A 26,688-nucleotide genomic window follows, 5' to 3' on the forward strand; every position below is an offset into this window, starting at 1 on the left:
TTTGACCGAGTTCTGCTTGCGGATTGTGCCGGCTTCCGGGCCTTTCAAAAGTGACTCGCTGTAAGAGCGAAACCGATATAAGCCATAAACTCAATAACGGATATGCACCCAAGACCAAGGCCACAAACTAGATAAATTTCAATAACAAAAACAACACGTTATTTTTAGTTCGGCCGCAGCGCTCAGAACGAAAAACCGCCGGTTTTCAAGCCAGCAAATTGACGCCAAATGACCACTAATCCCCCCGCGACAATTAATCAACTCGCCAAGAATTAATATCGCTACAATCGCCCGCTTTTCCACGTCATACGGGCTTTTCAGGCCCATCAGGTACTGAGAAACCCATGCTGATCGGTAGCTATTCCCCCTCCTTGGTCGTGATATCCGTTTTCGTCGCGATCCTGGCGTCTTACACCGCGCTGGACCTGGCTGGCCGCATCGCGACCGCCAAGGGCCGCACGGTGTATGTGTGGATCGCGGGGGGCGCGTTGGCGATGGGCGTGGGCGTCTGGTCCATGCATTTTATCGGCATGTTGGCGTTGCGCCTGCCGTTTGCCTTGGGGTTCGACTTGCGCATTACCGCGCTGTCGCTGCTGATTGCGGTGCTGTCCAGTGGCTTTGCGTTGTGGCTGGTCAGCCAGGCCTGTTTGCCCACATGGCAGTTGGCGTTTGGCGCGCTGATCATGGGGGCTGGCATCAGTAGCATGCACTACACCGGCATGGCCGCGATGCGCATGACACCGGGGATTGATTACGACCCCGGCTTGTTTGGCGTTTCGTTGTTGATCGCAGTGGTGGCCTCCGGCGCTGCGCTGTGGATCGCCTTCAACCTGCGTCGCAACACCCCTTACGTGCACGTGACACGCGGTGGCGCCGCTGTGGTGATGGGCGTGGCGATTGCGGGCATGCACTACACCGGCATGGCCGCGGCGCGGTTTGCCGACAACAGTTTTTGCGGGGCGGCGCTGACGGGCCTGAGCGGCAAAGGGCTGGACGACCTGGTGTTGGTCACCTCGCTGGCGGTGTTGATCATCGCGTTGCTGACCTCGTTGCTCGACGCGCGCCTGGAAGCGCGCACCGCGGTACTCGCAGACTCCCTGACCCTGGCCAACCAGGAACTGACCCACCTGTCGCTGCATGACATGCTCACTGGCTTGCCCAATCGCACCTTGCTGACTGACCGCATTCAGCACGCCATGCAAACGGTAAAAGAGCAGGGCGGTTGTTTTGCGCTGATGTTTATCGACCTGGATGGTTTTAAACCGGTCAATGACGCCTTTGGCCACCACATGGGCGACCAATTGCTGCGCGAAGTTGGCCTGCGCTTGCGCGAAGACCTGCGCGGCCAGGACACCTTGGCGCGTATCGGCGGTGACGAGTTTGTGCTGCTGGTGCAATTGACCCAGCCGGACGACGCCATCGGCTTGGCCGAGCGCCATGTCAGCCTGGTCAACTGTTCGTTCAGCGTTGCCGAACATGAGCTGAAAATCTCTGCGAGCATTGGCATCAGTATGTTTCCGGGCAACGGCGGCACGCCTCAGGAATTACTGATGAACGCTGACGCCGCGATGTACCACGCCAAAGGCATGGGCAAGAACGGTTACAGTTTCTTTGAAGTGTCGATGAACACCAACGCACGCAAACAGCTGCAATTGCTGCAGGACCTGCGCAACGCGCTTGAACACCAGCAGTTTCGTTTGTATTACCAGCCCAAGTTCGACGCGCTCAGCGCAATGCCGGTAGGTGCCGAAGCCTTGCTGCGCTGGGAGCATCCGCAGCAGGGGTTGTTGTTGCCCGCGACGTTTATTCAGTTGGCGGAAAAAACCGGGTTGATTATTCCCATCGGTGAGTGGGTGCTGAACGAAGCGTGTCGCCAGATGCGCGAGTGGTACGTGCAGGGTTACGACGACTGGCGCATCGCAGTGAATTTGTCGGCGTTGCAGTTTTGTCATGTCGGGCTGATCAACAGTGTGGCTGCCGCCCTGGAACGCCATCAGTTACCGGCCAACAGCCTGACCCTGGAGATCACCGAGTCCACCGCCATGAGCGACGTCGAGGCGAGCATGACGGTGTTGCAGCAGTTGTCGGACATGGGTGTCGACCTGTCGATTGATGACTTTGGCACCGGCTATTCGAGCCTGATGTACCTCAAGCGCCTGCCGGCCAACGAGCTGAAAATCGATCGCGGTTTTGTGCGGGACCTGGAACACGACAGCGACGACGCCGCGATCGTCTCGGCCATCGTCGCCCTTGGCCAGGCCCTTGGGCTGCGCATCGTCGCCGAAGGCGTAGAAACCGATAAGCAACAGCGTTTCCTGACCCGCCTGGGCTGCAACTCGCTGCAAGGCTACTTGTTGGGCCACCCATTGCCGGCTGACGGTTTTATGGCCGAGATCCAGCGCGCCGAGGCCGCGATAGCGCCTGACAAAAACCGTGCGTGACGCGTATTCTTGGATCCAACCCCGTACATCAGGTTGAATCAGGAGATCGCACGCATGGCCGAAGTCGTCATCATCACCGGAGGCAGCCGTGGCATCGGCGCCGAGACGGCATTGCTGGCAGCTCGCGAGGGCTATCACATTTGTATCAACTACCAGTCCGACGAAAAAGCCGCCCATAGCGTGCTGGAGCAGGTGCGTGGCTTGGGCGCGCACGCCATTGCGGTGCGCGCTGATGTGAGCATCGAAGACGACGTGGTTGCGCTGTTCAAACGTGTCGATGCCGAATTGGGCCGTGTCACGGCACTGGTCAATAACGCCGGCACCGTGGGGCATAAGGCGCGGGTTGATGAAATGTCCGAGTTGCGCCTGCTTAAAATCCTCAAGACCAATGTGCTGGGGCCGATCCTGTGCGCCAAGCATGCCGTGCTGCGCATGTCGCCACGGCATGGCGGGCAGGGCGGCAGCATTGTCAACGTGTCGTCGGTAGCCGCACGCTTGGGCTCGCCGGGCGAATACGTCGACTATGCCGCCTCCAAGGGCGCGCTGGACACCTTCACCCTCGGCCTGTCGAAAGAAGTGGCGGGCGAGGGTATTCGCGTCAACGCCGTGCGCCCCGGCTATATCTTTACCGACTTCCACGCTCTCAGCGGCGACCCGGATCGAGTCAGCAAGCTTGAGTCCGGCATTCCCATGGCGCGTGGCGGGCGCCCGGATGAAGTGGCCGAGGCGATTATCTGGTTGCTGTCGGACAAGGCGTCGTATGCCACGGGTACGTTCGTTGATTTGGGCGGTGGGCGCTGATTGGGCGCCTCAAAAAGACCGCACAATCTGCCCCAGCGTCGCCATGGCGGTTTCTGAAGCCTCGGTCCACGGGCTGCCGTAGTTCAAGCGAATACAGTTCCTGAAGCGCTGCGTCGCCGAAAAAATCGGCCCCGGCGCGATGCTGATACCTTGGGCCAAGGCGCGCTGGAACAGCTTCAGTGAGTCGGTTTGCTCCGGCAGTTCCAGCCACAAAAAATACCCGCCTGCCGGCTGGCTGACGCGGGTTTGTGCCGGGAAGTAACGAGCGATAGCGGCCAGCATGGCGCTTTGCTGTTCTTCCAGGGCATAACGCAATTTGCGCAGGTGGCGGTCATACCCACCGTGCTGCAAATAGTCGGCAATTGCTGCCTGGGCCGGCATTGATGGGCACAACGAGGTCATTAACTTCAAGCGTTCGACTTTCTGTGCATAGCGCCCGGCGGCCACCCAGCCGACGCGATAACCGGGCGCCAGGCTCTTGGCAAAGGAGCCGCAGTGCATCACCAGCCCTTCGGTGTCGAAGGCTTTAGCCGGTTTGGGTGCGTGCTGTCCGTAGTACAGCTCTGCGTACACATCGTCTTCGATCAACGGCACTTGATGGCTGCGCAGCAGTTCCACCAGCGCCTGCTTCTTCGCCTCCGGCACCGTCGCGCCCATCGGGTTCTGGAAACTGGGCATGCTCCAGCAGGCCTTGATCGGGTAGCGCGCAAGGCTCTGCGCCAAGGCGGTGAGGTCGATGCCATCGCGCGGGTGCACGGGAATTTCCACCGCCTTGAGCTTCAAGCGCTCCAGCACTTGCAGGCAGGCATAAAACGCCGGCGCCTCGATGGCGACCAGGTCGCCCGGTTCGGTCACTGCCTGCAAGCACAGGTTGAGTGCTTCAAGGGCGCCGTTGGTGATCAACAGCTCTTCGATGGGCAGCGTCAGGCCGCCGATGCTGTACCGCAGGGCAATCTGCCTACGCAGTTGCGGGTTGCCCGGTGACAGGTCGGTGACCACCAGGCGAGGGTCCATCTCGCGGCTGGCTTTGGCCAGCGAGCGCGCCAGTCGCGGCAGCGGAAACAACATCGGGCTGGGGAAGGCCGAGCCAAAGGGCACGGTGTTGGGGTCTTTAATCGAGTCGAGCACCGAAAACACCAGTTCACTCACATCGACTTCGGTGGACTCGTGCACCTGCTCACTCACCGCAGGCTCGCAAAACGGGCTCGGCGCATGCGTGTTGACGAAGTACCCGGAGCGCGGCCGCGCACGAATCAGGCCACGGCGCTCAAGCAGGTAGTAGGCCTGGAACACCGTGGACGGGCTGATGCCATAGGTCTGGCTGGCATAACGCACCGATGGCACGCGCTGGCCTGGCCCAAGCACACCTGTGCGGATCAGTTCGGCGATCTCATCGGCGAATTTTTCGTAGCGTTTCATTGGGGCCTTAAACTGCACGTTGAATCAAAGCATAACAGGCCCCGGTACAGCGTAAAAAAGCCGATCAGACCGTGCAGGCGTGCACAGCCGCTGATTCAGCTCGGTCAAACCAGCGAATTGTCGTCCGTCGCCTTCAAGTGTTTGCGCCCATCCTGAGCGCCGGCGACCGTCAAGGCGTCTGCCTCGGCTTCGGTAATATAAATACGCTCGGCATTCACCTCGACATAGGACATGGCTTTTGCACTGTCGGTATTCACCGTGACCTGCGCTGCGGTCAGACGTTGCTCCTGGCCATCCTCGCTGACCTTGAAGTAGCACGCTGGGTGATCGATACGTACCGGCATGTTGATCTCCGTTTTACAGGCTGATGGGCATTGGGCTTCACCGGCGTTGTGACGGTTCCAGGCAACTGACTGGCGGTCACCGCTGTCCATCGCTTAACAACACTTGAACAGGATGGTGTCCGTGGACGCTTGGTGGCATGAAGTTTGGCAAACCCTGCAAACCGAATTCGCCGACATCGGCGATGCAAAACAGCTCACTCAACTCACCGTTAGGCTGCTGATCGCCGCCATTTTGGGCGGTATTCTGGGGTTTGAACGAGAGCACAAGGGCAAGGCCGCCGGGGTACGCACGCATATGCTGGTGGCGTTGGGCGCTGCATTGTTTGTATTGGTGCCGCATGTGTCCGGCAGCCAGGCGGATGCCATGAGCCGCGTGTTGCAAGGGGTAATCGCGGGGATCGGGTTCCTTGGCGCGGGCACCATTCTCAAGGGCAAGCCGGATGACGAGGGCCAGTATGTCAAAGGCCTGACCACCGCTGCCGGGCTGTGGATGACCGCTGCGATTGGGGTCGCCGCCGGCATGGGCCGGGAATCGACCGCAGTGATCAGCACGTTATTGGCGTTGTTGATCTTTAGCGTGATGCCCCGGATCGTCAGTGTTTTCGAGAAAAATGACCACCCCCGGTCAGGTCAATAAGTCTTTGTCTGTGACGTGGCCGAATATTTTCGCGACCAGCGCAGGCGTACCGCGGTTGCCGGTAACCACCAGAACACTGGCGTTATTTTCACGCGAATATTTCAACTGAATTTCGCCACTCTCGCCGGATAACCGGTTGACGCTCTGCAGCGGTTTATTCAGTTGCCTGCTGATACCGGTGAGGTTGAGTTTGTCTCGGCCAGTGACGAAATTCCTGATTTCGCTCGGCTGATCGAGCGTTGATTCGCCGGTGTTGGAGAAGCTATAGATCATGGGGTGATTCTCGTGGCCGGAAGGATATTGATGACCTCTGTCCCAATCGTCAGCCAGTGCATACTGCAACCCCTCGGAATGTTTTCTCACCAGCGTGGCGATGTCGCAGAGGTGTTTACTCTTGCTGGCCAAATCAGTCATATAGTGTTGAATAGAGGTCAAAGCAGGCTGTTCTCTTTTGGAGAAAGCGCGAACCATGTCAAAACGGCTGCCCGGCGAGGCATTCATCAAACCGGCCTTTAAATTGAACAGGGCCGCATCCACGTAGTTGCGATAAGACTCGACCTGCTCGGACTCGATGGGGTCGAGCACAGCCTCGATCGAGTGTTCGCTGAACAGGTTTTCAATCGCGTTGAGATCCTTGGTGCGGGAATGCGCGTCAGGCCCCCTCAACAAGCTTTTGATGGATTCGGCGGTCAACAGTGTGTCGATCTTTTGCATGCACGCTTTTGATTCTTTGGCATCAGGGGCGCGCAGCATGCGCTCTACCGTGTTGCGATCCAGTTGAGCCCTGAGATTCTTGAGTTCTTGTTTCAGTTGCGCCTGACTCTCAGGGCCGGATGTGGCCGCGTCGGCGTCCTTGGGGGGCCGCGCGTTGTTCGGCGCCGACTGCAGCAATGTGTCTAATGCCAGGGAAGACACGCCCGCGGGTGCTGGCGCGGTGGTTTGGGATTTAACGTGGTTAGACGGCGCGTCCGACTGGGCGCGCCACGGTTGCTGAATGGTCGACATGATAAGTCCTCTTTGGCAAATGTAATAAACGCAGTCTCGGGGGACGGCATTGAGATCAGCCTTGGGTCAGTATGAGGACTGTCATGTCAGCGGGATTTAGGGTTTTCTCTCTAAATCGAGTAGGAAATTTCGACTGTAAGTAGCCGTACCAGTCACGCTCAGAGGATCACCGGCGGCTCGCCCGTCGGCGGTTCCTGCACAGGCGGTGGGTCATTTTCGGGCGGTTCCTGTTCAGGAATCGGCGGCGGCTCAGCGGGCGGTAGTGTCGGGTCGTCGATATTGGGATCAGGGGTTTCAGCCGGGATCGGGATATTCATCGGTGTGGCCTCCTTTATGCTTTGGTCTATCGGTGGACACCCGCTGCGGGGAATTGATTCCCCGCTCAATGGCAACACATTCACCTGAACTTTTAACCCAGGTGCAGGCTCGGACCTATGACGGCCCTGCTCAGGGAGAGCGTAGCCGTATCAGAATTCGGATCTAGCAAAGAGCGTCCATAGGGCGTAAGGGGAAGATGCTCGATGACTGCTGAAACACTGACTCCAGACGATTTTCTATTGCCACTGTCCCAGGCGTTGCTGTTGCCGCGGATAGCGATTGAAAGCACCAGCCCTGTGATCGACGGCGGCGAATTTGCGGTAAAAGCCGTGGTTGGCCAGCGGGTCAATGTCACCAGTACGGTGTTTGCCGACGGCCACGACAAGCTCGCCGTGGTGATTCGCTGGCGTGCGCTGAGTGAAGAGAGCTGGCACAGCGTGGTCATGGCCGATGTCGGCAACAACGGCTGGGAAGGCGCGTTTACCGTAACCCAGCAAGGCCCCCACGAATACTGCATTGAAGCCTGGGTCGATACCTTCGCCAGCTTCTGCTACGAATTGCGCAAAAAGCATGAGGCCGGGGTGCCGGTCAGCCTGGAACTGCAGGAAGGCCGCAGCCTGGTGCTGCAAGCGGCTGAGCGCAGCGACAACGAGCTGCGTGACCGGCTGATGCTGTTGCACCATGAGCTTTCCGGGCTGCTTGAAACCGAGCAGGTCGCGCTGTTCCTGCACGAAGACAGTGCACATCTGATGACCCAGGCCGACCACCGTGCCTACTTGAGCGTCAGCACTGTTTACCCGATCGACGTGGAGCGCGAAGCGGCGCAATTTGCCAGTTGGTATGAGCTGTTCCCGCGCTCGATCACCGATGATCCAGCCCGTCACGGGACGTTTAATGATGTGCACTCGCGGTTGTCGATGATCCATGACATGGGTTTTGACGTGCTCTACTTTCCGCCGATTCACCCCATCGGCCGCAGCCATCGCAAGGGCAAGAACAACTCGCTGACCGCTGGCCCGGAAGACCCTGGCAGCCCCTACGCGATTGGCAGCGAGGAGGGCGGCCACGAAGCCATCCACCCGCAACTCGGCAGCCGTGATGATTTTCGCCGCCTGGTCAAAGCCGCCGCCGACCACGGCCTGGAAATCGCCCTCGACTTTGCGATCCAGTGCTCGCAGGACCACCCGTGGCTCAAGCAGCATCCGGGCTGGTTCAACTGGCGCCCGGACGGCACGATTAAATACGCCGAGAACCCGCCGAAGAAGTACCAGGACATCGTCAACGTCGACTTCTATGCCGCCGACGCGATCCCCGGCCTGTGGACCGAGTTGCGCGACATCGTAGTGGGCTGGGTCGAGGAGGGCGTGAAGACGTTCCGTGTCGACAACCCGCACACCAAGCCGCTGCCTTTTTGGCAATGGTTGATCAGCGATGTGCGTGCGAAGTACCCCGAGGTTATTTTTCTCGCTGAAGCGTTCACCACGCCGGCAATGATGGCTCGCCTGGGTAAAGTCGGTTATTCGCAGAGCTACACCTATTTTACTTGGCGCAACTCCAAGGCCGAGTTGAGCGAGTACCTGGTGCAACTCAACCAGTCACCCTGGCGCGAGTGCTACCGGCCGAACTTTTTCGTCAACACACCCGACATCAATCCGGGCTTCCTGCACGAATCCGGTCGCCCTGGCTTTCTGATTCGCGCAGCGCTGGCCACCATGGGCTCAGGCTTGTGGGGCATGTATTCGGGCTTTGAATTGTGCGAAGCCGCGCCGGTGCCGGGCAAGGAAGAGTACCTGGACTCGGAGAAATACGAGATCCGCCCACGCGACTTCACCGCCCCCGGCAACATCATTGCCGAAATTGCCCAGCTCAACCGTGTCCGTCGGCAAAACCCGGCGCTGCAAACGCACTTGGGCCTGAAGCTTTACAACGCCTGGAACGACAACATTCTGTACTTCGGCAAGCGCAGTGAAGACGGCAGCAATTTCATTCTGGTCGCGGTCAACCTTGACCCGTTCAATGCGCAGGAGGCCGATTTTGAGTTGCCGCTGTGGGAAATGGGCTTGCCTGACGACGCCCAAACCCAAGGCGAAGACTTGATGAACGGCCATCGCTGGACCTGGTACGGCAAGACCCAGTGGATGCGGCTGGAGCCGCATACGCCATTCGGAATCTGGCGAATCACCACGCCCTGAGCCAACTGATGATCAACCGTGGGGGCTGGCACGCCAGCTCCCGCACTGACCGCAGTGCTTCAGGCAGACGTTCACCTATTTCAGGAGCTTGCAATGGCGAAGAAACCCAAGGCTGCCACGTTCATCAAAGACCCGCTCTGGTACAAGGACGCGGTGATCTATCAGGTTCATGTCAAATCCTATTTCGACTCCAATAACGATGGCATCGGTGACTTCCCGGGGCTGATCGCCAAGCTCGACTACATCGCCGATCTGGGCGTAAACACTATTTGGCTGTTGCCGTTCTACCCGTCGCCGCGCCGCGATGACGGCTATGACATCGCCGAATACCGTGGCGTGCACAGCGATTACGGGACCATGGCCGACGCCAAGCGGTTTATCGCCGAAGCGCACAATCGCGGGCTGCGGGTGATTACCGAGCTGGTGATCAACCACACCTCCGATCAGCACCCGTGGTTTCAGCGCGCGCGCAAGGCCAAGCCGGGTTCGGCGGCGCGTGACTTCTATGTGTGGTCCGATGACGACCAGAAGTACGACGGCACCCGCATTATCTTCCTCGATACCGAGAAGTCCAACTGGACCTGGGACCCGGTCGCCGGCCAGTACTTCTGGCACCGCTTCTATTCGCATCAGCCGGACCTCAACTTTGACAACCCGCAGGTGATGAAAGCGGTGCTGTCGGTGATGCGCTTCTGGCTGGACATGGGCATTGACGGGCTGCGCCTGGATGCCATTCCGTACCTGATCGAGCGTGACGGCACCAACAATGAGAACCTGCCGGAAACCCACGACGTCCTCAAGCAGATTCGCGCCGAGATCGACGCGCATTACCCCGACCGCATGCTGCTGGCCGAAGCCAACCAGTGGCCGGAAGACACACAGCTGTATTTCGGTGACAAAAAAGGCGATGACGGTGATGAATGCCACATGGCCTTCCACTTCCCGCTGATGCCGCGCATGTACATGGCGCTGGCCCAGGAAGATCGCTTCCCGATCACCGATATTTTGCGCCAGACCCCGGAGATTCCTGCCAACTGCCAATGGGCGATCTTCCTGCGCAACCATGATGAACTGACGCTGGAAATGGTCACCGACAAAGAACGCGACTACCTGTGGAACTACTACGCCGCTGACCGACGCGCGCGAATCAACCTGGGTATTCGTCGGCGCCTGGCGCCATTGATGGAGCGCGACCGTCGCCGCGTTGAATTGCTTAACAGCCTGCTGTTGTCGATGCCGGGCACGCCGACCCTGTATTACGGCGATGAAATTGGCATGGGCGACAATATCTACCTGGGCGACCGCGATGGCGTACGTACGCCGATGCAATGGTCAATCGACCGTAACGGCGGCTTTTCGCGTGCCGACCCGGCGAGCCTGGTATTGCCGCCGATCATGGACGCGCAGTACGGCTATCAGTCGGTTAACGTCGAAACCCAGGCACAAGACCCGCATTCGTTGCTGAACTGGACCCGGCGCATGCTTGCGGTGCGCAAACAGTCCAAGGCGTTTGGCCGGGGCAGTTTGAAAATGCTCTCGCCGAGCAACCGGCGCATTTTGGCGTATACCCGGGAATTCACCGGCGAAGACGGGCGCACTGAAATCATTTTGTGCGTGGCCAACGTGTCGCGCAGCGCGCAGGCGGCAGAGCTGGACCTCTCGGCTTTCGCCGGCATGGTGCCGGTGGAGATGCTCGGCGGGAATGCCTTCCCGCCCATCGGCCAGCTGAATTTTTTACTCACGCTGGCGCCGTACGGGTTCTATTGGTTTGTGCTCGCGGCGGAGAACCAGATGCCCAGCTGGCATGTGGAACCCGCGCAGAGCCTCCCCGACTTCACCACCTTGGTACTAAAACAGCGTATGGAAGAATTGCTCGACGAACCGTGCCGCACCACCCTGGAGCAAACGGCGCTGCCGGTTTGGCTGCCCAATCGGCGTTGGTTCGCCGGCAAGGACACCGCTATTGAGCGTGTGCAAATTGCCTACGGCGTACGTTTTGGCGACGCGCAGCACCCGGTGCTGCTCAGTGAAATCGACGTGACCAGCGGCGGGCAGGTCAACCGTTATCAGTTGCCGTTTGGCTTCCTCGGTGAGGACCAGTTCACCAGCGCGCTACCGCAGCAGTTGGCGATGGCGCGCGTACGGCGCGTGCGGCAGGTGGGTTTGGTGACCGATGCGTTCAGCCTCGACCACTTCATTCGCGCGGTTATCCAGGGCTTGCAAGCTGGCACCGTGCTGACTACCAGCGAAGGCGATTTGCGCTTTGAGGCCACACCGCACCTGGCTCCGCTCCAACTGACCGAAGAGGCGCAGGTGCGTTACCTGTCGGCCGAGCAGTCGAACAGTTCGGTGGTGGTCGGCGAAAGCCTGGTGCTTAAGCTGATCCGTAAAGTCAGCAGCGGCGTGCACCCGGAACTGGAAATGAGCGCCTACCTCACCGAAGCCGGTTACCCGAACATTTCGCCGTTGCTGGGCTCGATGATCCGTCGCGATAACCAGGGCGAGGACAACTTGTTGATGATTGCTCAGGGTTATTTGAGCAACCAGGGCGATGCATGGGCCTGGACCCAAAACAGCCTGGAACGCGCGATTCGCGACGAGTTGGCGCAGGCCATGTCCGAGCAGGAGCAGCACTACAATGCCCTTGGCGAGCTGAAAGACTTTGCCGGTTTGCTCGGCCAGCGCCTCGGTGAAATGCACGTGGTACTCGGCGCGCCTACCGGCAATAAAGATTTCAAACCCGAAGCCACCACGGTCAAGGACACGCAAGCTTGGGCCAAGGATGTGGGCGCGCAAATCGACCGCGCGCTGCAATTACTCAAACTTCATCAAGCGCGGTTGAACCCCGCCGATCAGGCGCTGGTCAGTGATTTGCTGGCGCAGAAAAAAGCCATCGGCAGTCATGTCCAGGCCCTGGCGAAAGCCACGGCGGGCGGGCTGCGCATTCGCGTTCACGGTGACTTGCACCTGGGCCAGGTTTTGGTGGTGAAGGGGGATGCCTACTTGATTGACTTTGAAGGCGAGCCTGCACGACCGCTGCATGAGCGGCGCGGTAAACACAGCCCGTATAAAGACGTGAGTGGCGTGCTGCGCTCGTTTGATTACGCGGCGGCCATGGCGCTGAATGTACAAGGCGTGGATCACTCGCCCGAAGCGGACACCGCCCGCAAGCGCGTGACCGATCGCTACCTCAGTGAAGCGCGTGAGGCCTTTACCCAGGCTTATCACCAGGCGACGTCTACACTGGCGCATGCCTGGCAGGATGCTGAGGGCCAGCGTGCAGCACTGACCTTGTTCAGTCTGGAAAAGGCCGCGTACGAAGTGGCTTACGAAGCGGAAAATCGCCCGACCTGGTTGCCGGTGCCGTTGCAAGGTTTGCACGGACTGCTCAGCGGGCTTACACCTATATCGAAAACTGCACGCGGTGGGGAGAATTCATGAGTTTTACAGATAAACAACCGCTGCAATCGACATTGAAGGCGATGCCGGCGTCCCACGACGTTGAAGCGCTGGTACGCGCCGAGCACCCGGACCCCTTCTCGATTCTGGGGCCGCACGATGACGACCATGGCGGCCAATTCATCCGCGCGTTTTTGCCCGAAGCCCTGAGCGTTCAGGTGTTGACGCGTGACGGCGGTGAACCGATCGGCAGCCTGGATGCGACTCAGGTACCGGGCTTGTTTATCGGGCATTTCACGACGCGCCAGGCTTACCTGCTTAAAATTCAGTGGGCCGGTGGCGAGCAAATCACCGAAGACCCGTACAGCTTCAGCCAATTGCTGCTGGGCGAGATGGACCTGTACCTGTTTGCCGAAGGTAACCACCGCGACCTCAGCAGTTGCCTCGGCGCGCAGGTCACCAGCGTAGATGGCGTGCAAGGTGTGCGCTTCGCCGTCTGGGCGCCAAATGCCCGACGCGTGTCGGTGGTGGGTGATTTCAATATCTGGGACGGCCGCCGGCATCCGATGCGCTTGCGGCATCCGTCGGGGGTGTGGGAGATCTTTGTCCCGCGTCTGCAACCGGGCGCGGCCTACAAATACGAGATTCTCGGCGCCAATGGCATTTTGCCGCTTAAGGCTGACCCGATGGCGCTGGCCACCCAGTTGCCGCCCGACACCGCCTCCAAAGTTGCCGCGCCGTTGCACGTGGATTGGCAGGACGACGCGTGGATGCAGTCGCGCGCCGAGCGCCAACACCCTTCGGCGCCGCTGTCGATTTACGAGTTGCATGTGGGTTCATGGCAGTGCGAGCTGGACGAGTCCGGTGAAGTGTCGCGCCAGTATGGCTGGCGCGAACTCGCCGAGCGCTTGATTCCGTATGTACAGGAACTGGGTTTTACGCATATCGAACTGATGCCGATCATGGAGCACCCGTTCGGCGGCTCGTGGGGCTATCAGGCGTTGTCGCAATTTGCGCCGACCGCACGCTTTGGTTCGCCCGACGATTTCGGGTTCTTCATCAATGCCCTGCACCAGGCCAATATCGGCGTGATTCTCGACTGGGTGCCGGCGCATTTCCCCACCGATACCCACGGGCTGGCGCAATTCGACGGCACTGCGCTGTACGAATACGCCAACCCGCTGGAAGGCTTCCACCAGGATTGGGACACGCTGATCTACAACCTCGGCCGCACCGAAGTTCACGGGTTCATGCTGGCCTCGGCGTTGCACTGGCTTAAACACTTTCATATCGATGGCCTGCGCGTGGATGCGGTGGCGTCGATGTTGTATCGCGACTACTCACGCAAAGCCGGCGAATGGGTGCCTAACCGGCATGGCGGCCGCGAGAATCTCGAAGCCATCGATTTCCTGCGTCATTTGAACGATGTGGTTGCCTTGGAAGCGCCCGGCGCGCTGGTGATTGCCGAAGAGTCGACGGCCTGGCCGGGTGTGAGCCAACCGACCCAGCAGGGCGGTCTGGGCTTTGACTACAAGTGGAACATGGGTTGGATGCACGATTCGCTGCATTACATTCAGCAAGACCCGGTGTACCGCGCCCATCATCACAGCGAACTGAGTTTTGGCTTGGTGTATGCCTGGTCCGAGCGTTTTATCCTGCCGATTTCCCACGATGAAGTGGTGCACGGTAAACATTCACTGATCGACAAGATGCCCGGTGACCGCTGGCAGAAGTTTGCCAACCTGCGCGCGTACTTGAGTTTCATGTGGATGCACCCGGGCAAAAAGCTGCTGTTCATGGGCTGCGAGTTCGGCCAGTGGCGCGAGTGGAACCACGACCAGCAGCTCGATTGGTACTTGTTGCAGTACCCCGAGCACCGTGGCGTGCAGAAGCTGGTTGGCGACCTGAACCGCTTGTACCGCGAGGAACCAGCGCTGCACGAACAGGACGATGCACCGCAGGGCTTCCAATGGCTGATTGGCGACGATGCGGTCAATAGCGTCTACGCGTGGCTGCGCTGGAGCAAGGGCGGCAAGCCGGTGCTGGTGGTGGCCAACTTCACGCCGGTACCGCGTGAGGCCTATTCGGTCGGCGTACCCTTTGCCGGGCGCTGGAGCGAGGTGATCAACAGTGATGCCGACACGTACGCGGGCTCCAATTATGGCAATGGAGGGGAAGTGTTCACTCAGGATGAGCCGCGCCATGGGCAGCCAGTGTCGTTGTCGTTGAATCTGCCTCCTTTGGGCGTGTTGATTCTGAGGCCTCAAGCGCTCTAACGGCTCTAGCGTAACGGTTTGTGTTGTCCGTGCTGCTGGCGAGGTGCCACAATGCCGCCTTTGTGGTGGCAGTCGGGGCAGACGGACTTCATGAATAGCCTAGGACGTGGGCAGGACCAGGATGGTTTTATCGAACAGCAGGTGCGAACAGATCGTTTGCACCAGCTTTTTCGCCAATCGTTCGCGGCTATTTTCGGCGGCTACCTGGGCGCAATTATGCTCTGCTGGCTGTGTTGGGAGCGTTTTGACCACACGGTTATGCTGGTCTGGCTCGTGGCGCTGGCGGCGTCTTCGCTGTTACGGCTGAAGATGTTCATGGGCTGGTTTCGCTGCCCCGACAGCGGGCGCACGCCCGAGCGTTGGGAGCGCCGCTATGCGCTCACGTTGATGCTGTCTGCCGGTGTGTGGGGCATTGGCGCACTGGCGGTGATGCCTCCCGACGACCGTCTTTCGCAGGTTGTGGTGATGTTGTTTACGGTCGGCATGTCGGTCAGCGCGGTCTCGTGTTATTCGGCTTATCGCTATATGACGCTGGGCTCCATGGCCCTGGTGCTGATGCCATGCACCGTGTGGTTGCTGTTTCAGCCATCGTCGATGCAAGTGGGCGTGGGCATTGCAGTGCTGGTGTTCTCGACCTTTGTGGTCAGCGCTACGCGTAAATTTTCCGATGCGCTCGAAAAAGCCTTTCGCCTGACCCGGCAAATGGAGCGCGCACGCAATATTTCTACGCACGCCGCGCAGACCGATGAACTCACCGGGCTGATGAACCGCCGCGCGTTTTTCGAAAATGCCCATGTGTTGTATGCGCAGTGTCGCCACCAACAGCAACCGCTGTGCGTACTGATGATGGACATGGATCACTTCAAGCAGATCAACGACACCTACGGCCACCAGGCGGGTGACCAAGTGCTGCGGCAGATCGGCGAGGTGATCAGCGCATCGTTTCGTCAGGCTGATGTGTATGGTCGGCTCGGTGGCGAGGAGTTTGCGGTGCTGCTGCCCAATACCACGCTGGACACCGCACGGGGCATTGCCGAGCAACTGGTCAAGGCGATTTCCGGCCTGGTCTCCGACCCGGTGCAGGGCGTGACCGCAAGCCTTGGCGTTGCCGCCACCCATCACCTTGATATGGACCTGCACGGCCTGATGAACAGCGCCGACAAGGCGCTTTACCGCGCCAAGGCGCTCGGCCGCAACCAGGTCGCCTTCGCAGAATAGGGCAGGGACGCGGTAGCCTTCAGTCCTTGAGCATCGACTTGGCCAACGCGCAGGCCACCTGTTCGGCAGAGTACGGCTTGGCGAGGAATTCGAACCCTTCGTAGCCACTGTCGGCCAACTCTTCGCTGTAGCCCGACGTGATCACCACCGGCAGATCGGGCCGGCGCTGGCGCAGCAGCTTGGTCATCGCTACGCCCGTCATGCCTGGCATCACCACGTCCGAAAACACCGCGTCGAACCCCGAGGCATCCGGGCCAGCCAGCGCCAATGCCTGCTCGGCGTTGGTGGCCCAGGTGGTCTGGTAGCCCAGGTCCTGCAAGATTTGATTGGCAAAACGACCGACTTCGAGGTTGTCTTCGACGATCAAAATATGCAGCAGGGCGGCGTCGTGCGCTGTGTGCAGGGCCACGCCGTGATCGTGCTGCGGCGCGCAAGGCTGCTCAGCCACGGGCTCTGCTTGCGGCAGGTACAGGGTAAATACGCTGCCCTGGCCAAGGTTGCTGGCCACGTCGATGTTGCCGCCGGACTGTTTGGCGAACCCGAACACCTGCGACAAGCCCAAACCGGTGCCTTTGCCCACGGCCTTGGTGGTAAAAAACGGGTCGAAAATGCGCTCTACGATGTCAGCCGAAATACCGATGCCGGTGTCGAGCAGTGAAACACTCACAAACGGCTGGTGTACGGCGGCATCGCCACGAATGCTTGGCAGCGCCGCCACATTCGCCACGCGCAGTGTGAGTGTGCCTTGACCCTGTATGGCATCGCGGGCGTTGAGGGCGATGTTGATCAGCGCCGTTTCAAACTGGCTCACGTCGACACTTACATAGCAGGGCTCATAGCAGGGCTCATAGCAAGTCTGCTCGGGCACTTCCGTGCGCACCTGAATACGTGCACCGGTGACGCTTTCAAGCATCTCGCCGATATTTTTCACCCGTTGGCCGGCGTCGAACACTTGCGGGTTGAGCGGCTGGCGGCGCGCAAAGGCGAGTAATTGACTGGTGAGCTTGCTGGCGCGTTCGACCGTGTCCGAGACCGCGCCCATGTAGCGTTGGCGGCGTGCTTCGGAAAGCCCTGGCTGGCGCAAGAAGTCCACCGAGGAGCGAATGATGGTCAGCAGGTTGTTGAAGTCATGGGCCACGCCGCCGGTCAACTGGCCAATGGCTTCAAGCTTTTGCGACTGATGCAGGGCGGCCTCGGTTCGGGCCAGTGCGGCGGTACGTTCTTCGACCCGCCGCTCCAGGGTGGCATTGAGTTCGGTAATTGCCGCCAGGCCCTCGCGTACAGCGGTGTCGGCGCGTACACGCTCGATGTGCGCCCACGAACGTTCGGTGACTTCGCCGACCAGTGCCAGTTCATAGGGCGACCAGACACGCGGGGATTTATCGTGCACGGCCATCAGCGCCGTCAGGCGGCCATGCTTGATCAGCGGGAAACACACCGACGCGGTGACGCCCAGCGCCTGGTAGCGGGCCGACTCCTCAGGGATGAACTCCTCGCGGTTATCGCGAATCACCAGCGGTTCACCGGCGCTTAACTGTTCTACCGCCCGCGCGCCAAAGGTAGACAGGCTGTAGCGCCCAACGATATTTGGCGAGCCTTGCGCGACCCAGTTGCCGCGAATGGTGAAACCGTCTTCATCGGCATCCATATCGGCGTAGGAACAATTCGACACGCCCAAATGCTCGGCCAGCAGGCGCGTGGTGGTGGTCATGATGGCTTCGGCGTCGTGGGCATTCACGACGTGACTGCTGATGGCGTCGAGCACGGCCAGGCGCCGAGCCAGAAATACCGTAGCGGTGGTTTCCGTGACCGTATTGAGCATGCCGACAACCGTGCCTTGAGGGTCGCGAATAGGGCTGTAGCAAAACGTGAAGTACGCCTGCTCTGGGCCGCTGCCGCGCTCAACCACCAAGGGGTAATTTTCGATGTAGGTGGCATGCCCCTGAAAGGCGGCGTTGGCGATGGGGCTGACTTCGGCCCAGACCTCGCTCCAGGTTTCGCTGAATGCGCGCCCCAACGCGCTGGGTTTATCGCCAAGAATCGGCACAAACGCATCGTTGTAGAGCGTAATCAGGTGTTGCCCCCAAATGATGGCCTGCGGGAAGCTCGACGCGAAGCTCAGTGCAACAGTGGTTTTGAGCACATCGGGCCACTCTTCAAGCGGCCCCAGCGGGGTACTCGCCCAATTGTGCAGGCGTACCTTCTCGGCCATGTCGCTGCTGCTTTGCAGCCAGTTCATCATTCGGTCAACACCTTATTTACCGCGGCCTCGAAGTCACCTGAGTGCACCAGCGCACTCAGCAACAGACACGCATCCACGCTGCCAGTTCAGCGCGATTATCCATGAGATGGCAATGTGATGTCTCACTCCGTTTGAATAGGTTGGTATGGCTGGCCGCGTGAGGCCGTCCAGGCGTGCTATTGCGCGCCCAAAACCGCCGTCCAATAAATGCCTGCATCACTCTTCGGGTCCATGGCGTAGGCCGCGCCCAACTCACGAAACTGCGGGTTCATCAGGTTGGCACAGTGGCCGGGGCTGGCGAGCCAGCCGTCGACCACCTTGCGCGGCGTGTCGAGGCCGGCGGCGATGTTTTCGCCAATATTTTTTGCCCCATAGCCCGCCAATTCGGCGCGGTCGCCGGGCGTACGGCCATCGTGGTCGAGGTGGTCGAAGAAATTGCCGTTGGCCATATTGCGCGTGTGGCTATTTGCCGCATCGGCCAGGTTGTCGTTCCACGACAACGGTGTGGTCGCGGTAAAGGCTTGGCTGCCGCATTGGCGCGGCTGTTCTCGCGCCGCATTGACCAGGCTCAGCAGTTGCTTGCCTTCGGTCTGCCAGTCGCCCAAGCCGCTGGAGAGCAGCGGGCGGGCCAGCACGATGCGCCAGTCCTGGCCGCTGTTGCTCACGCCGATGTCGACAAATTGCGGGTCGAGCACCACACGACAGAAGCTCTCGCGCACGGCTTTCATCGCCGCCTCGGCGTTTTTAGGCCCGGACAGGCTGATAGCCTGCACATTCACCATGGGGTACGCAGCCCGCGCCAGTGCCTGCTGTAAATCGCCGACATTGGTCGCCGGCAGCACCAGCCGCGTATCGCTGGCCAGTGGCGGCAGTTCCTGGGAACCCTGATTACCGCAGCGCTGAACCTGGCTGCGGTACTGATTGATCTGTTGCACCAACTGAGTTTCTTCATCCGCCATCGCGCTGGCGCAGAACGCCAGACTGGCGGCCAGCGTCGTAAGACCCATCATCAATGACAGCACGCGCATGGACGTTACCCTTGAGCTTGAAAGTGCCCATGATGCGCGATGTAGCCCGGTGTGGTGCAACGCCTTTTTTGTTTTTTTGCCTCAACGGGTGTTCTGCAGGGGCTGATCAGCCGCTCGCCACACTGTTGTAACGGGTACAATCGCCGCTGCCTTGACGCAAAATTCCAGGAATGTACATGTTCAGCCTTACCCGTTACACCACGCCGTGCCCCGAGTCGATCAATAGCCAGATCCTGCAGATGGTGGTGGACAACCTCACCGACATCAGCGCCGTCGCGCTGGCGCCGAGTAACCTGCTCTATAACATCTATCAATACGCAATTGGCTTTGAGGTGCACCTGTACCTGGAAGCGCTGGGCGGAGCCAAGGGCATTGCGGTTGAACTGATCGTGGCCACGGCTGCGCAGGACCCCGAAAAGGTCATCGGCTTTCTGCTGTACTTGCCGGTAAAAGACGACCCCGAGGCGTGCGGTATTGCGTTCATGGCGGTGCAGGCAGGCTGTCGGCGCCAGGGCGTGGCGCGCGCGATGATGCGCGAGGTGCTGGCGCGTTACCCTCACGCCGAGTTGGCGTGCGCCGTGGAAAAGGTCGCGGTGTTCGAGGCCTTTGGCTTTCAAGTACGCGGCGCGCGTGGCACTCAGGTGTTGATGAACACCCGTGACTACGGCACCGATGGCCTGATGGGCGTGTTGGACGTAGCGGCGATTTACCAATCGCTGGAGGTTCGGCAGATTCACACCTACCTGCTGCAAAAACACGGCAAGCGCGCGATGACCGATGCGGAGAAACAGCGTGATCGGCATCTGGATCAATTAACACGCAAGGTCCAGCGCTTTGTGAGTGAGCGCCAGGCCTGAATGCAAAAAACCTTCCCGGGAAGGTTTTTATCGGTTAAGTCAAGCGGCGCCGCGTTCGACCATCGCCACAATCATTGCGAATAACTCGTGCTGCGCCTCGTCGCGGCTGATGTCGCCATTGGCCGCCGCCTGCGACAACGCTTCGGCTGCGCCGAGCATGCCGCGCAGGCCAGCTTGGGACACACTGGCGCCGGGCGCGAACGGCGCCAGTGCATCGCGGCATTTGTCGAGGAAGATGGCCTCGTATTTGCGCTTCAGGGTTTCCAGCTCCGGGGAACTGCTTAACGCGGCAATGACCCCCGGAATCTCCCGCCCTTGTAACAACACGCAATCGACGTAACACGCGGCGATCACCTGCGCGCGTTCGCCCAGCGTCGCGCTGCTGGTCTGCAGGGCTTCGTCAAATACCTGGTTCTGGCGCGCGTCAAAGTCCTCATACAGTGCCGCCAACAGCCCTGCGCGGGTGACGAAATGGTCGTAGACCACCGGTTTGGTCACACCTGCCAGCTCAGCCAGGCGGCCGAGCGTCAGGGCATCAGTGCCCTCGGCGCGCACCAGTTGCCAGGCGACGTCGAGCAATTGGCGCAGGCGGTCTTCACGTGAAAGGCGTCGGCGTGGGGCAGGGGATTCAGTGCTTGACATGCTTATATACCAAAAGTAACTTGATTCGGGCAACTTACCAAAAGTAGCTTACCAAACGTAGCCTACTAACCGTAGCTTTGGCCGAGCCTAAACCGAATTGGAGTCACTGTCATGCACGCACTGATCGTTGTTGCTCACCACGACCCGGCATCCCTCACCCACGGCGTGGCGGCGCAAGTGGCGGCGGGGCTGACCGCCTGCGGCCACACGTACGAAATCGCCGACCTTGCCGCCGAAGGCTTCGACCCGCGCTACAGCGCCGCCGACCATCGGGTGCACCGCTCGCAAGCCGCACCGCCCGCCGAGATCCTTGCCGAACAGGCGCGCATCGACCGCGCCGACGCAGTGGTGCTGGCGTTCCCGATCTACTGGTGGTCGTTGCCGGGTTTGCTCAAAGGCTGGATCGACCGTGTGTTCGTCAACGGCTGGGCGATTGACTACGGCCCGGACACACCCGTGGTGAAAAAGCTGCGGCACCTGCAGGTGCATTTATTGGCGCTGGGCGCTGCGGATCAAAGCGCGTTTGATCGGCACGGTTATGCCAACGCCATGCGCACGCAAATCGACTACGGGATCTTTGATTACTGTGGTGCGCAGGTGCTGACATCAAGGTTGCTGCTGGAGTCGGAGTCAGGCGGCGCCGAAGCGCATTTGCACAGCGCCATGGCGTTGGGGCGGCAGATGTTCGAGCGGCCCCGGCTGCGTGAAAACGCCTGAGCGGAGGCTGCCGCGGCTCAACCCTGGCCAAACAGGTCGTGGGCATCGAGCAAGCGGTAGGCGATTTCCGGGCGTTTTTCCATACCGCGACGGATCGCCGCCGGAATCGATTGCCGGGTTTTGCGGCACATGCCCGGCAGGTCGTCGATGACGATTTGAATCCCGCGCATGCTCTTGACCTCGGTGTGCCCCGGCGCGATATGCACGCGGATACCGAGTTGTTGGTACATCAGCTGTTGCATGCGTTCGAGGTCTTGCAGGCTTTTGAGGTCTTCGAGGCGCTCGATCAGCTTTTTCTCTTCGTGGCGCGTCAGGTTGAGAATCCGCAGGTCGGCGCCGGGCGCTTGCAGCAGCTGTTCGCGCTCGCAGACGCACGCGCCGGGCGGGCAGGGTTGGCGAATGGTCATGTGCAGTGCCTCCCCATTCCGGCGCGGCGGCTTCAGTAGCTCAGCGCAACCCCAAGACTGCCCAAGGCCTTCCAGTAGTCAGGGTAGGTCTTGGCGACGCAGTCCGGGTCTTGAATGCGGATTCCCGAGACCTTCAGCCCGGCCAAGGCAAAGCACATGGCGATGCGATGGTCGGCGTGGGTGTCGATCAGCGCGGTGCACGCCGTACCGGCGAGTGCAGGGTCACTGGCGACCAGCAAGTCATCACCTTCGATGCGCGCAAGGCCTGGGCGTATTTGATTCAGACCGTCGTGCAGCGCTTGCACGCGGTCACATTCCTTCACGCGCAGGTTGGCCAGTTCGGTAAAACGCACCGGCGTGTTGTTGAACGCGGCGAGCACGGCCAGGGTCGGGATGGCGTCTTGCATCTGCGAGCCGACGACCGTCGCCTGCATCTGCGGGAACTGCGCGATCACCGCTTGGGCCTTGGCATCCGGCTGGGTGAAGTCTTGCGCCGCCACGCCAATGTCGATGCGGCCACCGGTCAGCACTTCGGCCGCCCACAAATAGGTCGCCGCCGAGGCGTCGGGCTCGATCAGGTAATCATGCGCGGTGTAGCCGGTGGGGGCGACGCGCCACGTGGTGTCATCCACCACCTCGACCTGTGCGCCGAAGGCCCGCATGCAGTCCAGCGTCAGGTCTACATAGCCACGCGCGCCGATGTCTTTGCCGGTCAGCGCAACGTCAATCGGTGCTTCACCGCAGGCGCCGAGCATCAGCAGGGCCGACACGTACTGACTGGACAAACCGCCGTCAATTTCAAAGCGCTTGGCGTGCACCTTGCCCACGCCATGCACTGTAACCGGTGGGCACCCAGTCGGGCTGTCGACGCGGATACCGTTCTGGCCGAGGGTGGCCAGCAGCGGGCCAATCGGGCGTTTTTGCATGTAGTCGTCGCCGTCCAGCACCACGGTGCCGTTGACGGTGGCCACGGCCGCGGTGAGAAAACGCATCGCGGTGCCCGCATTCCCGAGAAACAACGCGTGCGCCGGCAATTGCAGCTTGCCCGAGCTTGTGACCACAAAGGTGGTGTCATCCGGCTCGTCGATGTTCACGCCCATCGCGCGCAGGGCCACCGACATATGGCGGGTGTCATCGCTTTTCAGTGCGCCGCTCAAACGGCTGGTGCCCTTGGCCAGCGCCGCCAGCAACAGCGCGCGGTTGGTAATGGATTTGGAGCCGGGGGGCGCGACCTTGCCGTTCAGCGGTGAATTGGGCGGTGTAACGGTCACGGTTTTCTGCGAACTCAAGGTACAAGGCTCCTGATCAAGGCAATGGGGTGCGCGGTGGTCGACGGGCGGACCCGAATAATCGGGCATAGACGCGGTGCTTGTCGAGGCTTAGCGCTGGGCTAGCCAGTAATCATGCAGCGCCCGCGCCGCCGGTTCGATGGCGCTGACACGCTGCTGATGCGCCTGCACATCGAGGTCTGCCGGCAACTCAAAGTTATCCTGCTCGGCGCACCAGGAGATTTTCTCGAGTTGGCCGGCCTGTTCGGTGGGCAGTGGCGGCCAATCGCCGATAGCGGCGCCGCGCACATAGCCAAAGCACCATTCCTCGGCGAGCGTCACGATTTGGCCCTGATGCTCGGTCTCATCGAAACGTGCCTTGAAACCCTGCGCATCGCTGGCCAACTGCGCTGCCAGCGTGTTCATGTGGCGTACGCACAGGTCCAGAAAGTGCTGGGCCTCTTCCAGGCTTTCCCACTGTGGGTTCTGGCCACCCCAGATGGCCGGGAACCACTCGCCGATGTCGACCTGTGTTGGGCTCGACACCAGCGCGGTGAAGTAACCGTCGAGTTCGGCCAGGTTCAGCACCGAATGGTCGTCGCCGTACTTGAGCAGGGTGGCTTCGACAGAGTCGAAGTCGGCGGGCGCGAGGGGGTGGGCGTGCATGGGCATATCCTTTATACGTCGAGCGCCGCTGACGGGGCGGCTTAAAGCGCAAAGAATGGCGCGTAGGGCGGTTTTTATCCAGCGTTTTCCAGACGTTGGCACAGCGTACTGTATTGTTGCCCGTCCGGCTTTTGGCTGATGCGCCGTCGCGCTCCCTTGATATAGTTCGGGCCTTATCACTCGCCAGTCAGGGGCTACTGCCATGTCCGAATACCAAGCTTTCGTCGTCGAACTTGCAGGCAACGTTGCGCATGTGCAGATCAACCGTCCGGAAAAGGTCAACGCGATGAACGCGGCCTTCTGGACCGAGATCATTGACATCTTCCAATGGGTTGAGGATACCGACGCCGTGCGCGCCGTGGTGCTCAGCGGCGCGGGCAAACATTTCTCCTCCGGTATCGACTTGATGATGCTCGCCTCGGTGGCCAATGACCTCGGCAAGGACGCGGGCCGCAATGCCCGCCTGCTGCGCCGCAAGATCCTTGAGCTGCAGGCCTCGTTCAACGCGGTCGACCAGTGCCGCAAGCCGGTATTGGCGGCGATCCAGGGCTACTGCATCGGCGGCGCCATCGACCTGATCAGCGCTTGTGACATGCGTTACGCCGCTGAAGACGCGCAGTTTTCGATCAAGGAAATCGACATGGGCATGGCCGCCGACGTCGGCACCTTGCAACGCCTGCCACGCATTATCGGCGATGGCATGCTGCGTGAACTGGCCTACACCGGCCGCCCATTCGGCGCCGAGGAGGCGCGCAGCATTGGCTTGGTCAATCGCGTGTATGCCGACCACGCAAGCTTGTTGGCGGGCGTGATGGAGATCGCGCAGCAAATCGCCGCGAAGTCGCCGATTGCCGTGACCGGCACCAAGGCGATGATCAGCTACATGCGTGACCACACGGTGAATGATGGCCTGGAATACGTTGCCACGTGGAACTCGGCTATGTTGCAATCCAACGATCTGCGCGTGGCTATTGCGGCCCATATGAGCAAACAGAAACCTGAATTTGTGGATTGACTGACATGACCCCAGGCTGGATTACCACGACCCTGCTGGACAACGACGCCCCCGGCGGCTGGGCTGTTGCCCGCAGCCGCGAGGGCTTTTTGCAGGATGCCAACGGCCCGCTGTTCCCACGCGAATGGCTCAAGCGCCAAGACCTGTCGGTGTTCGCCGAACAGGGCATCGGCCACCTCGACGGTGAGCCGGTGTACCTGCTGGAACTCAACGCACCCTGCGAGGTGCCAGGTTGCAGTTGGCAGGGCTTGCGCGCTTTCATGCTGCAAGGCGACCACACGTTATACAAAGTGTTGGGTTATGCCGCGCAGATCGGCACCTGGGCGCGCGAGCATCGTTTTTGCGGCAGTTGCGGCCAGGCCATGGTTCAAGTGCCGCGCGAGCGGGCCATGCATTGCCAGGCCTGTGACCTGCGCAGCTACCCGCGCATTTCACCGAGCATGATTGTGCTGGTGACGCGCGGTGATGAGATCTTGCTGGCGCGTTCGCCGCGTTTTGTGACCGGGGTGTACAGCACGTTGGCAGGCTTTGCCGAGCCGGGTGAGTCGGCCGAAGACTGCCTGATCCGCGAAGTGCGCGAAGAAGTGCAGGTAGAGGTCCGGAATATCCAGTACATGGGCAGCCAATGCTGGCCGTTTCCGCATTCGATGATGCTGGGCTTTCACGCCGAGTACGCCGGTGGTGACATCGTGCCGCAGGCCGATGAGATCGAAGACGCGCAGTGGTTCAACATTCACGCGCTGCCGCCGTTGCCGGCGTCACGTTCGATTGCGCGCTACTTGATCGACCTCTATGTGGCCCGTCGCCTAGGCCACGCTGAACCAGTGTTGCCAGGCTAGGCGCACGGTCAGGCCGAGGACCACGGTGATAAACACCGGGCGAATGAATTTGGCGCCGCCGCTGATTGCGCTGCGTGCGCCAAAGAACGCGCCGCCCATTACCGAAACACCCATGGCCAGGCCGACGATCCAATCCACCGAGCCGTTGAAGATAAACACCGACAGCGCCGCCGCGTTGCTGACGAAGTTCATGCTGCGCGCCACGCCGCTGGCTTTTACCAGGTCGATAGGGTGCAACAGCATCGTGCTCACGGTCCAGAACGCACCCGTGCCGGGGCCGGCTACGCCATCGTAGAAGCCGAGGCCGAAGCCCTGGGTCGATTGCCATTTTTTCTTGATCGGCGCATCGGCGTCCAGCGGCGCCTTGGGCGTGCCGCCGAACAACAGGTAAACGCCACAGCCGAAGACGATCACCGGGAGCATTTTGTTCAGGGTTTCGGCCGGCAAGTAGTGGGCGACCACCGCACCGGCGAAGGCGCCGATCAGCGTGCCGACGATGGCGTGGACCCATTGGCGCGGATGGAACAGCTTGCGCCGATAAAAGGTGAAGCTGGCGGTGGCGGAGCCGAACGTCGAGCTGAGTTTGTTGGTGCCGAGCACCAGGTGCGGCGGCATGCCGGCGGTGAGCAGGGCCGGCGTGGTGAGCAAGCCGCCGCCGCCGGCGATGGCGTCGATAAAGCCGGCAATGAAGGCTACAACGGCCAAAATGGCCAGGGTTGTCAGGTCTACGCTGAGTTCAAAGGGCATGGGCAGGGCTTATTGTTGGCAGGGCGCAGAAGGGGCTGCGCCGAAGGGCCTATCTTACCTGCTGAAGTAGGCAGAACCAACTGTGTGGGAGGGCTTGCTGCCGATGGCGAAGGGCCAGTTTCGGGGTGTGGACGGGCTTTATCTCTGAAGCCCAATACAGTCAACTGTGGGAGGGGCTTGCTCCCGATAGCGGTGTGTCAGTCGACTTAT

The 26,688-nt window shown here is 60.6% G+C and carries 22 protein-coding genes; 11 read left to right on the top strand and 11 right to left on the bottom strand.

Annotated elements, in window-relative coordinates:
• Nucleotides 1-344: 344 nt before the first annotated feature.
• Nucleotides 345-2,441: a putative bifunctional diguanylate cyclase/phosphodiesterase gene (locus F0169_RS13295; RefSeq protein ID WP_152746786.1), complete on the top strand. Its 2,097-nt coding sequence runs from the start codon at nucleotides 345-347 to the stop codon at nucleotides 2,439-2,441.
• Nucleotides 2,442-2,495: 54 nt separating this feature from the next.
• A complete protein-coding gene (locus F0169_RS13300; protein ID WP_152746787.1) occupies nucleotides 2,496-3,242 on the top strand; it encodes an SDR family oxidoreductase in 747 nt (248 codons plus the stop codon).
• A 9-nt stretch (nucleotides 3,243-3,251) separates the two neighbouring features.
• Here F0169_RS13300 and mapR read toward each other — a convergent pair whose 3' ends face one another.
• Both mapR and F0169_RS13310 read right to left on the bottom strand, forming a co-directional pair.
• On the bottom strand, nucleotides 3,252-4,661 hold the full coding sequence (gene mapR / locus F0169_RS13305; protein ID WP_152746788.1) for a GntR family transcriptional regulator MpaR: 1,410 nt from the start codon (nucleotides 4,659-4,661) through the stop codon (nucleotides 3,252-3,254).
• Nucleotides 4,662-4,765: 104 nt separating this feature from the next.
• On the bottom strand, nucleotides 4,766-5,005 hold the full coding sequence (locus F0169_RS13310; RefSeq protein ID WP_152746789.1) for a DUF3203 family protein: 240 nt from the start codon (nucleotides 5,003-5,005) through the stop codon (nucleotides 4,766-4,768).
• Nucleotides 5,006-5,126: 121 nt separating this feature from the next.
• On the opposite strand from F0169_RS13310, the gene F0169_RS13315 reads away from it, so the two are divergent.
• Nucleotides 5,127-5,642, top strand: coding sequence for an MgtC/SapB family protein (locus F0169_RS13315; RefSeq protein WP_172979436.1), 516 nt, complete (start codon nucleotides 5,127-5,129; stop codon nucleotides 5,640-5,642).
• On the opposite strand, the gene F0169_RS13320 is transcribed toward F0169_RS13315, so the two are convergent.
• Together F0169_RS13320 and F0169_RS27405 are read right to left on the bottom strand one after the other, a co-directional pair.
• Nucleotides 5,631-6,647: a M10 family metallopeptidase C-terminal domain-containing protein gene (locus F0169_RS13320; protein WP_152746791.1), complete on the bottom strand. Its 1,017-nt coding sequence runs from the start codon at nucleotides 6,645-6,647 to the stop codon at nucleotides 5,631-5,633. The two genes, F0169_RS13315 and F0169_RS13320, sit on opposite strands and share 12 nt — an antisense overlap.
• Nucleotides 6,648-6,805: 158 nt before the next feature.
• A complete protein-coding gene (locus F0169_RS27405; protein WP_162839882.1) occupies nucleotides 6,806-6,964 on the bottom strand; it encodes a hypothetical protein in 159 nt (52 codons plus the stop codon).
• 204 nt (nucleotides 6,965-7,168) lie between these two features.
• Here F0169_RS27405 and F0169_RS13325 point away from each other — a divergent pair, with 204 nt between their 5' ends.
• The 4 genes from F0169_RS13325 to F0169_RS13340 all read left to right on the top strand — a co-directional run bounded on the left by F0169_RS13325 (nucleotide 7,169) and on the right by F0169_RS13340 (nucleotide 16,050).
• Entirely contained in the window at nucleotides 7,169-9,157 is a 1,989-nt protein-coding gene (locus F0169_RS13325; RefSeq protein WP_152746792.1) for an alpha-1,4-glucan--maltose-1-phosphate maltosyltransferase, read from the top strand.
• Nucleotides 9,158-9,250: 93 nt separating this feature from the next.
• Nucleotides 9,251-12,598 (top strand): maltose alpha-D-glucosyltransferase, encoded by a 3,348-nt coding sequence (gene treS / locus F0169_RS13330; protein ID WP_152746793.1) that lies wholly within the window; start codon nucleotides 9,251-9,253, stop codon nucleotides 12,596-12,598.
• The gene (gene glgB / locus F0169_RS13335) at nucleotides 12,595-14,832 is read left to right on the top strand and encodes a 1,4-alpha-glucan branching protein GlgB (protein WP_152746794.1); all 2,238 of its coding nucleotides are present in this window, start codon (nucleotides 12,595-12,597) and stop codon (nucleotides 14,830-14,832) included. The genes treS and glgB overlap by 4 nt, the downstream gene beginning before the upstream one ends.
• Before the next feature lie 51 nt (nucleotides 14,833-14,883).
• On the top strand, nucleotides 14,884-16,050 hold the full coding sequence (locus F0169_RS13340; RefSeq protein WP_152746795.1) for a GGDEF domain-containing protein: 1,167 nt from the start codon (nucleotides 14,884-14,886) through the stop codon (nucleotides 16,048-16,050).
• A 19-nt stretch (nucleotides 16,051-16,069) separates the two neighbouring features.
• On the opposite strand, the gene F0169_RS13345 is transcribed toward F0169_RS13340, so the two are convergent.
• Both F0169_RS13345 and F0169_RS13350 read right to left on the bottom strand, forming a co-directional pair.
• A complete protein-coding gene (locus F0169_RS13345; protein WP_152746796.1) occupies nucleotides 16,070-18,292 on the bottom strand; it encodes a GAF domain-containing protein in 2,223 nt (740 codons plus the stop codon).
• A 176-nt stretch (nucleotides 18,293-18,468) separates the two neighbouring features.
• On the bottom strand, nucleotides 18,469-19,320 hold the full coding sequence (locus tag F0169_RS13350) for a CAP domain-containing protein (protein ID WP_152746797.1): 852 nt from the start codon (nucleotides 19,318-19,320) through the stop codon (nucleotides 18,469-18,471).
• Between the two features lie 176 nt (nucleotides 19,321-19,496).
• Here F0169_RS13350 and F0169_RS13355 point away from each other — a divergent pair, with 176 nt between their 5' ends.
• Nucleotides 19,497-20,177, top strand: coding sequence for a GNAT family N-acetyltransferase (locus tag F0169_RS13355; protein WP_152746798.1), 681 nt, complete (start codon nucleotides 19,497-19,499; stop codon nucleotides 20,175-20,177).
• A gap of 39 nt (nucleotides 20,178-20,216) precedes the next feature.
• Here the strand turns inward: F0169_RS13355 and F0169_RS13360 are convergent, their stop codons facing one another.
• On the bottom strand, nucleotides 20,217-20,819 hold the full coding sequence (locus F0169_RS13360; protein WP_152746799.1) for a TetR/AcrR family transcriptional regulator: 603 nt from the start codon (nucleotides 20,817-20,819) through the stop codon (nucleotides 20,217-20,219).
• Between the two features lie 111 nt (nucleotides 20,820-20,930).
• On the opposite strand from F0169_RS13360, the gene F0169_RS13365 reads away from it, so the two are divergent.
• A complete protein-coding gene (locus F0169_RS13365; protein ID WP_152746800.1) occupies nucleotides 20,931-21,536 on the top strand; it encodes an NAD(P)H-dependent oxidoreductase in 606 nt (201 codons plus the stop codon).
• 17 nt (nucleotides 21,537-21,553) lie between these two features.
• On the opposite strand, the gene F0169_RS13370 is transcribed toward F0169_RS13365, so the two are convergent.
• From F0169_RS13370 to F0169_RS13380, 3 genes are all read right to left on the bottom strand, one after another.
• Nucleotides 21,554-21,943, bottom strand: coding sequence for a hypothetical protein (locus F0169_RS13370; RefSeq protein ID WP_058414996.1), 390 nt, complete (start codon nucleotides 21,941-21,943; stop codon nucleotides 21,554-21,556).
• Nucleotides 21,944-21,975: 32 nt separating this feature from the next.
• Nucleotides 21,976-23,232, bottom strand: a complete 1,257-nt coding sequence (locus F0169_RS13375) for a 3-phosphoshikimate 1-carboxyvinyltransferase (protein WP_152746801.1) — start codon at nucleotides 23,230-23,232, stop codon at nucleotides 21,976-21,978.
• Between the two features lie 90 nt (nucleotides 23,233-23,322).
• Nucleotides 23,323-23,877, bottom strand: coding sequence for a UPF0149 family protein (locus F0169_RS13380; protein WP_152746802.1), 555 nt, complete (start codon nucleotides 23,875-23,877; stop codon nucleotides 23,323-23,325).
• 202 nt (nucleotides 23,878-24,079) lie between these two features.
• On the opposite strand from F0169_RS13380, the gene F0169_RS13385 reads away from it, so the two are divergent.
• Together F0169_RS13385 and nudC are read left to right on the top strand one after the other, a co-directional pair.
• Entirely contained in the window at nucleotides 24,080-24,892 is an 813-nt protein-coding gene (locus F0169_RS13385; RefSeq protein WP_058414993.1) for a crotonase/enoyl-CoA hydratase family protein, read from the top strand.
• A 5-nt stretch (nucleotides 24,893-24,897) separates the two neighbouring features.
• Nucleotides 24,898-25,731 carry an NAD(+) diphosphatase gene (nudC, locus tag F0169_RS13390; protein ID WP_152746803.1) on the top strand — a complete coding sequence of 278 codons (834 nt, stop codon included), beginning with the start codon at nucleotides 24,898-24,900 and terminating at the stop codon, nucleotides 25,729-25,731.
• Here nudC and F0169_RS13395 read toward each other — a convergent pair.
• Nucleotides 25,699-26,478 (bottom strand): TSUP family transporter, encoded by a 780-nt coding sequence (locus tag F0169_RS13395; RefSeq protein WP_058414991.1) that lies wholly within the window; start codon nucleotides 26,476-26,478, stop codon nucleotides 25,699-25,701. The genes nudC and F0169_RS13395 overlap by 33 nt on opposite strands.
• Between the last annotated feature and the right edge of the window lie 210 nt (nucleotides 26,479-26,688).

The sequence above is a fragment of the Pseudomonas kitaguniensis genome (assembly GCF_009296165.1).
Classification (GTDB): domain Bacteria; phylum Pseudomonadota; class Gammaproteobacteria; order Pseudomonadales; family Pseudomonadaceae; genus Aquipseudomonas; species Aquipseudomonas kitaguniensis.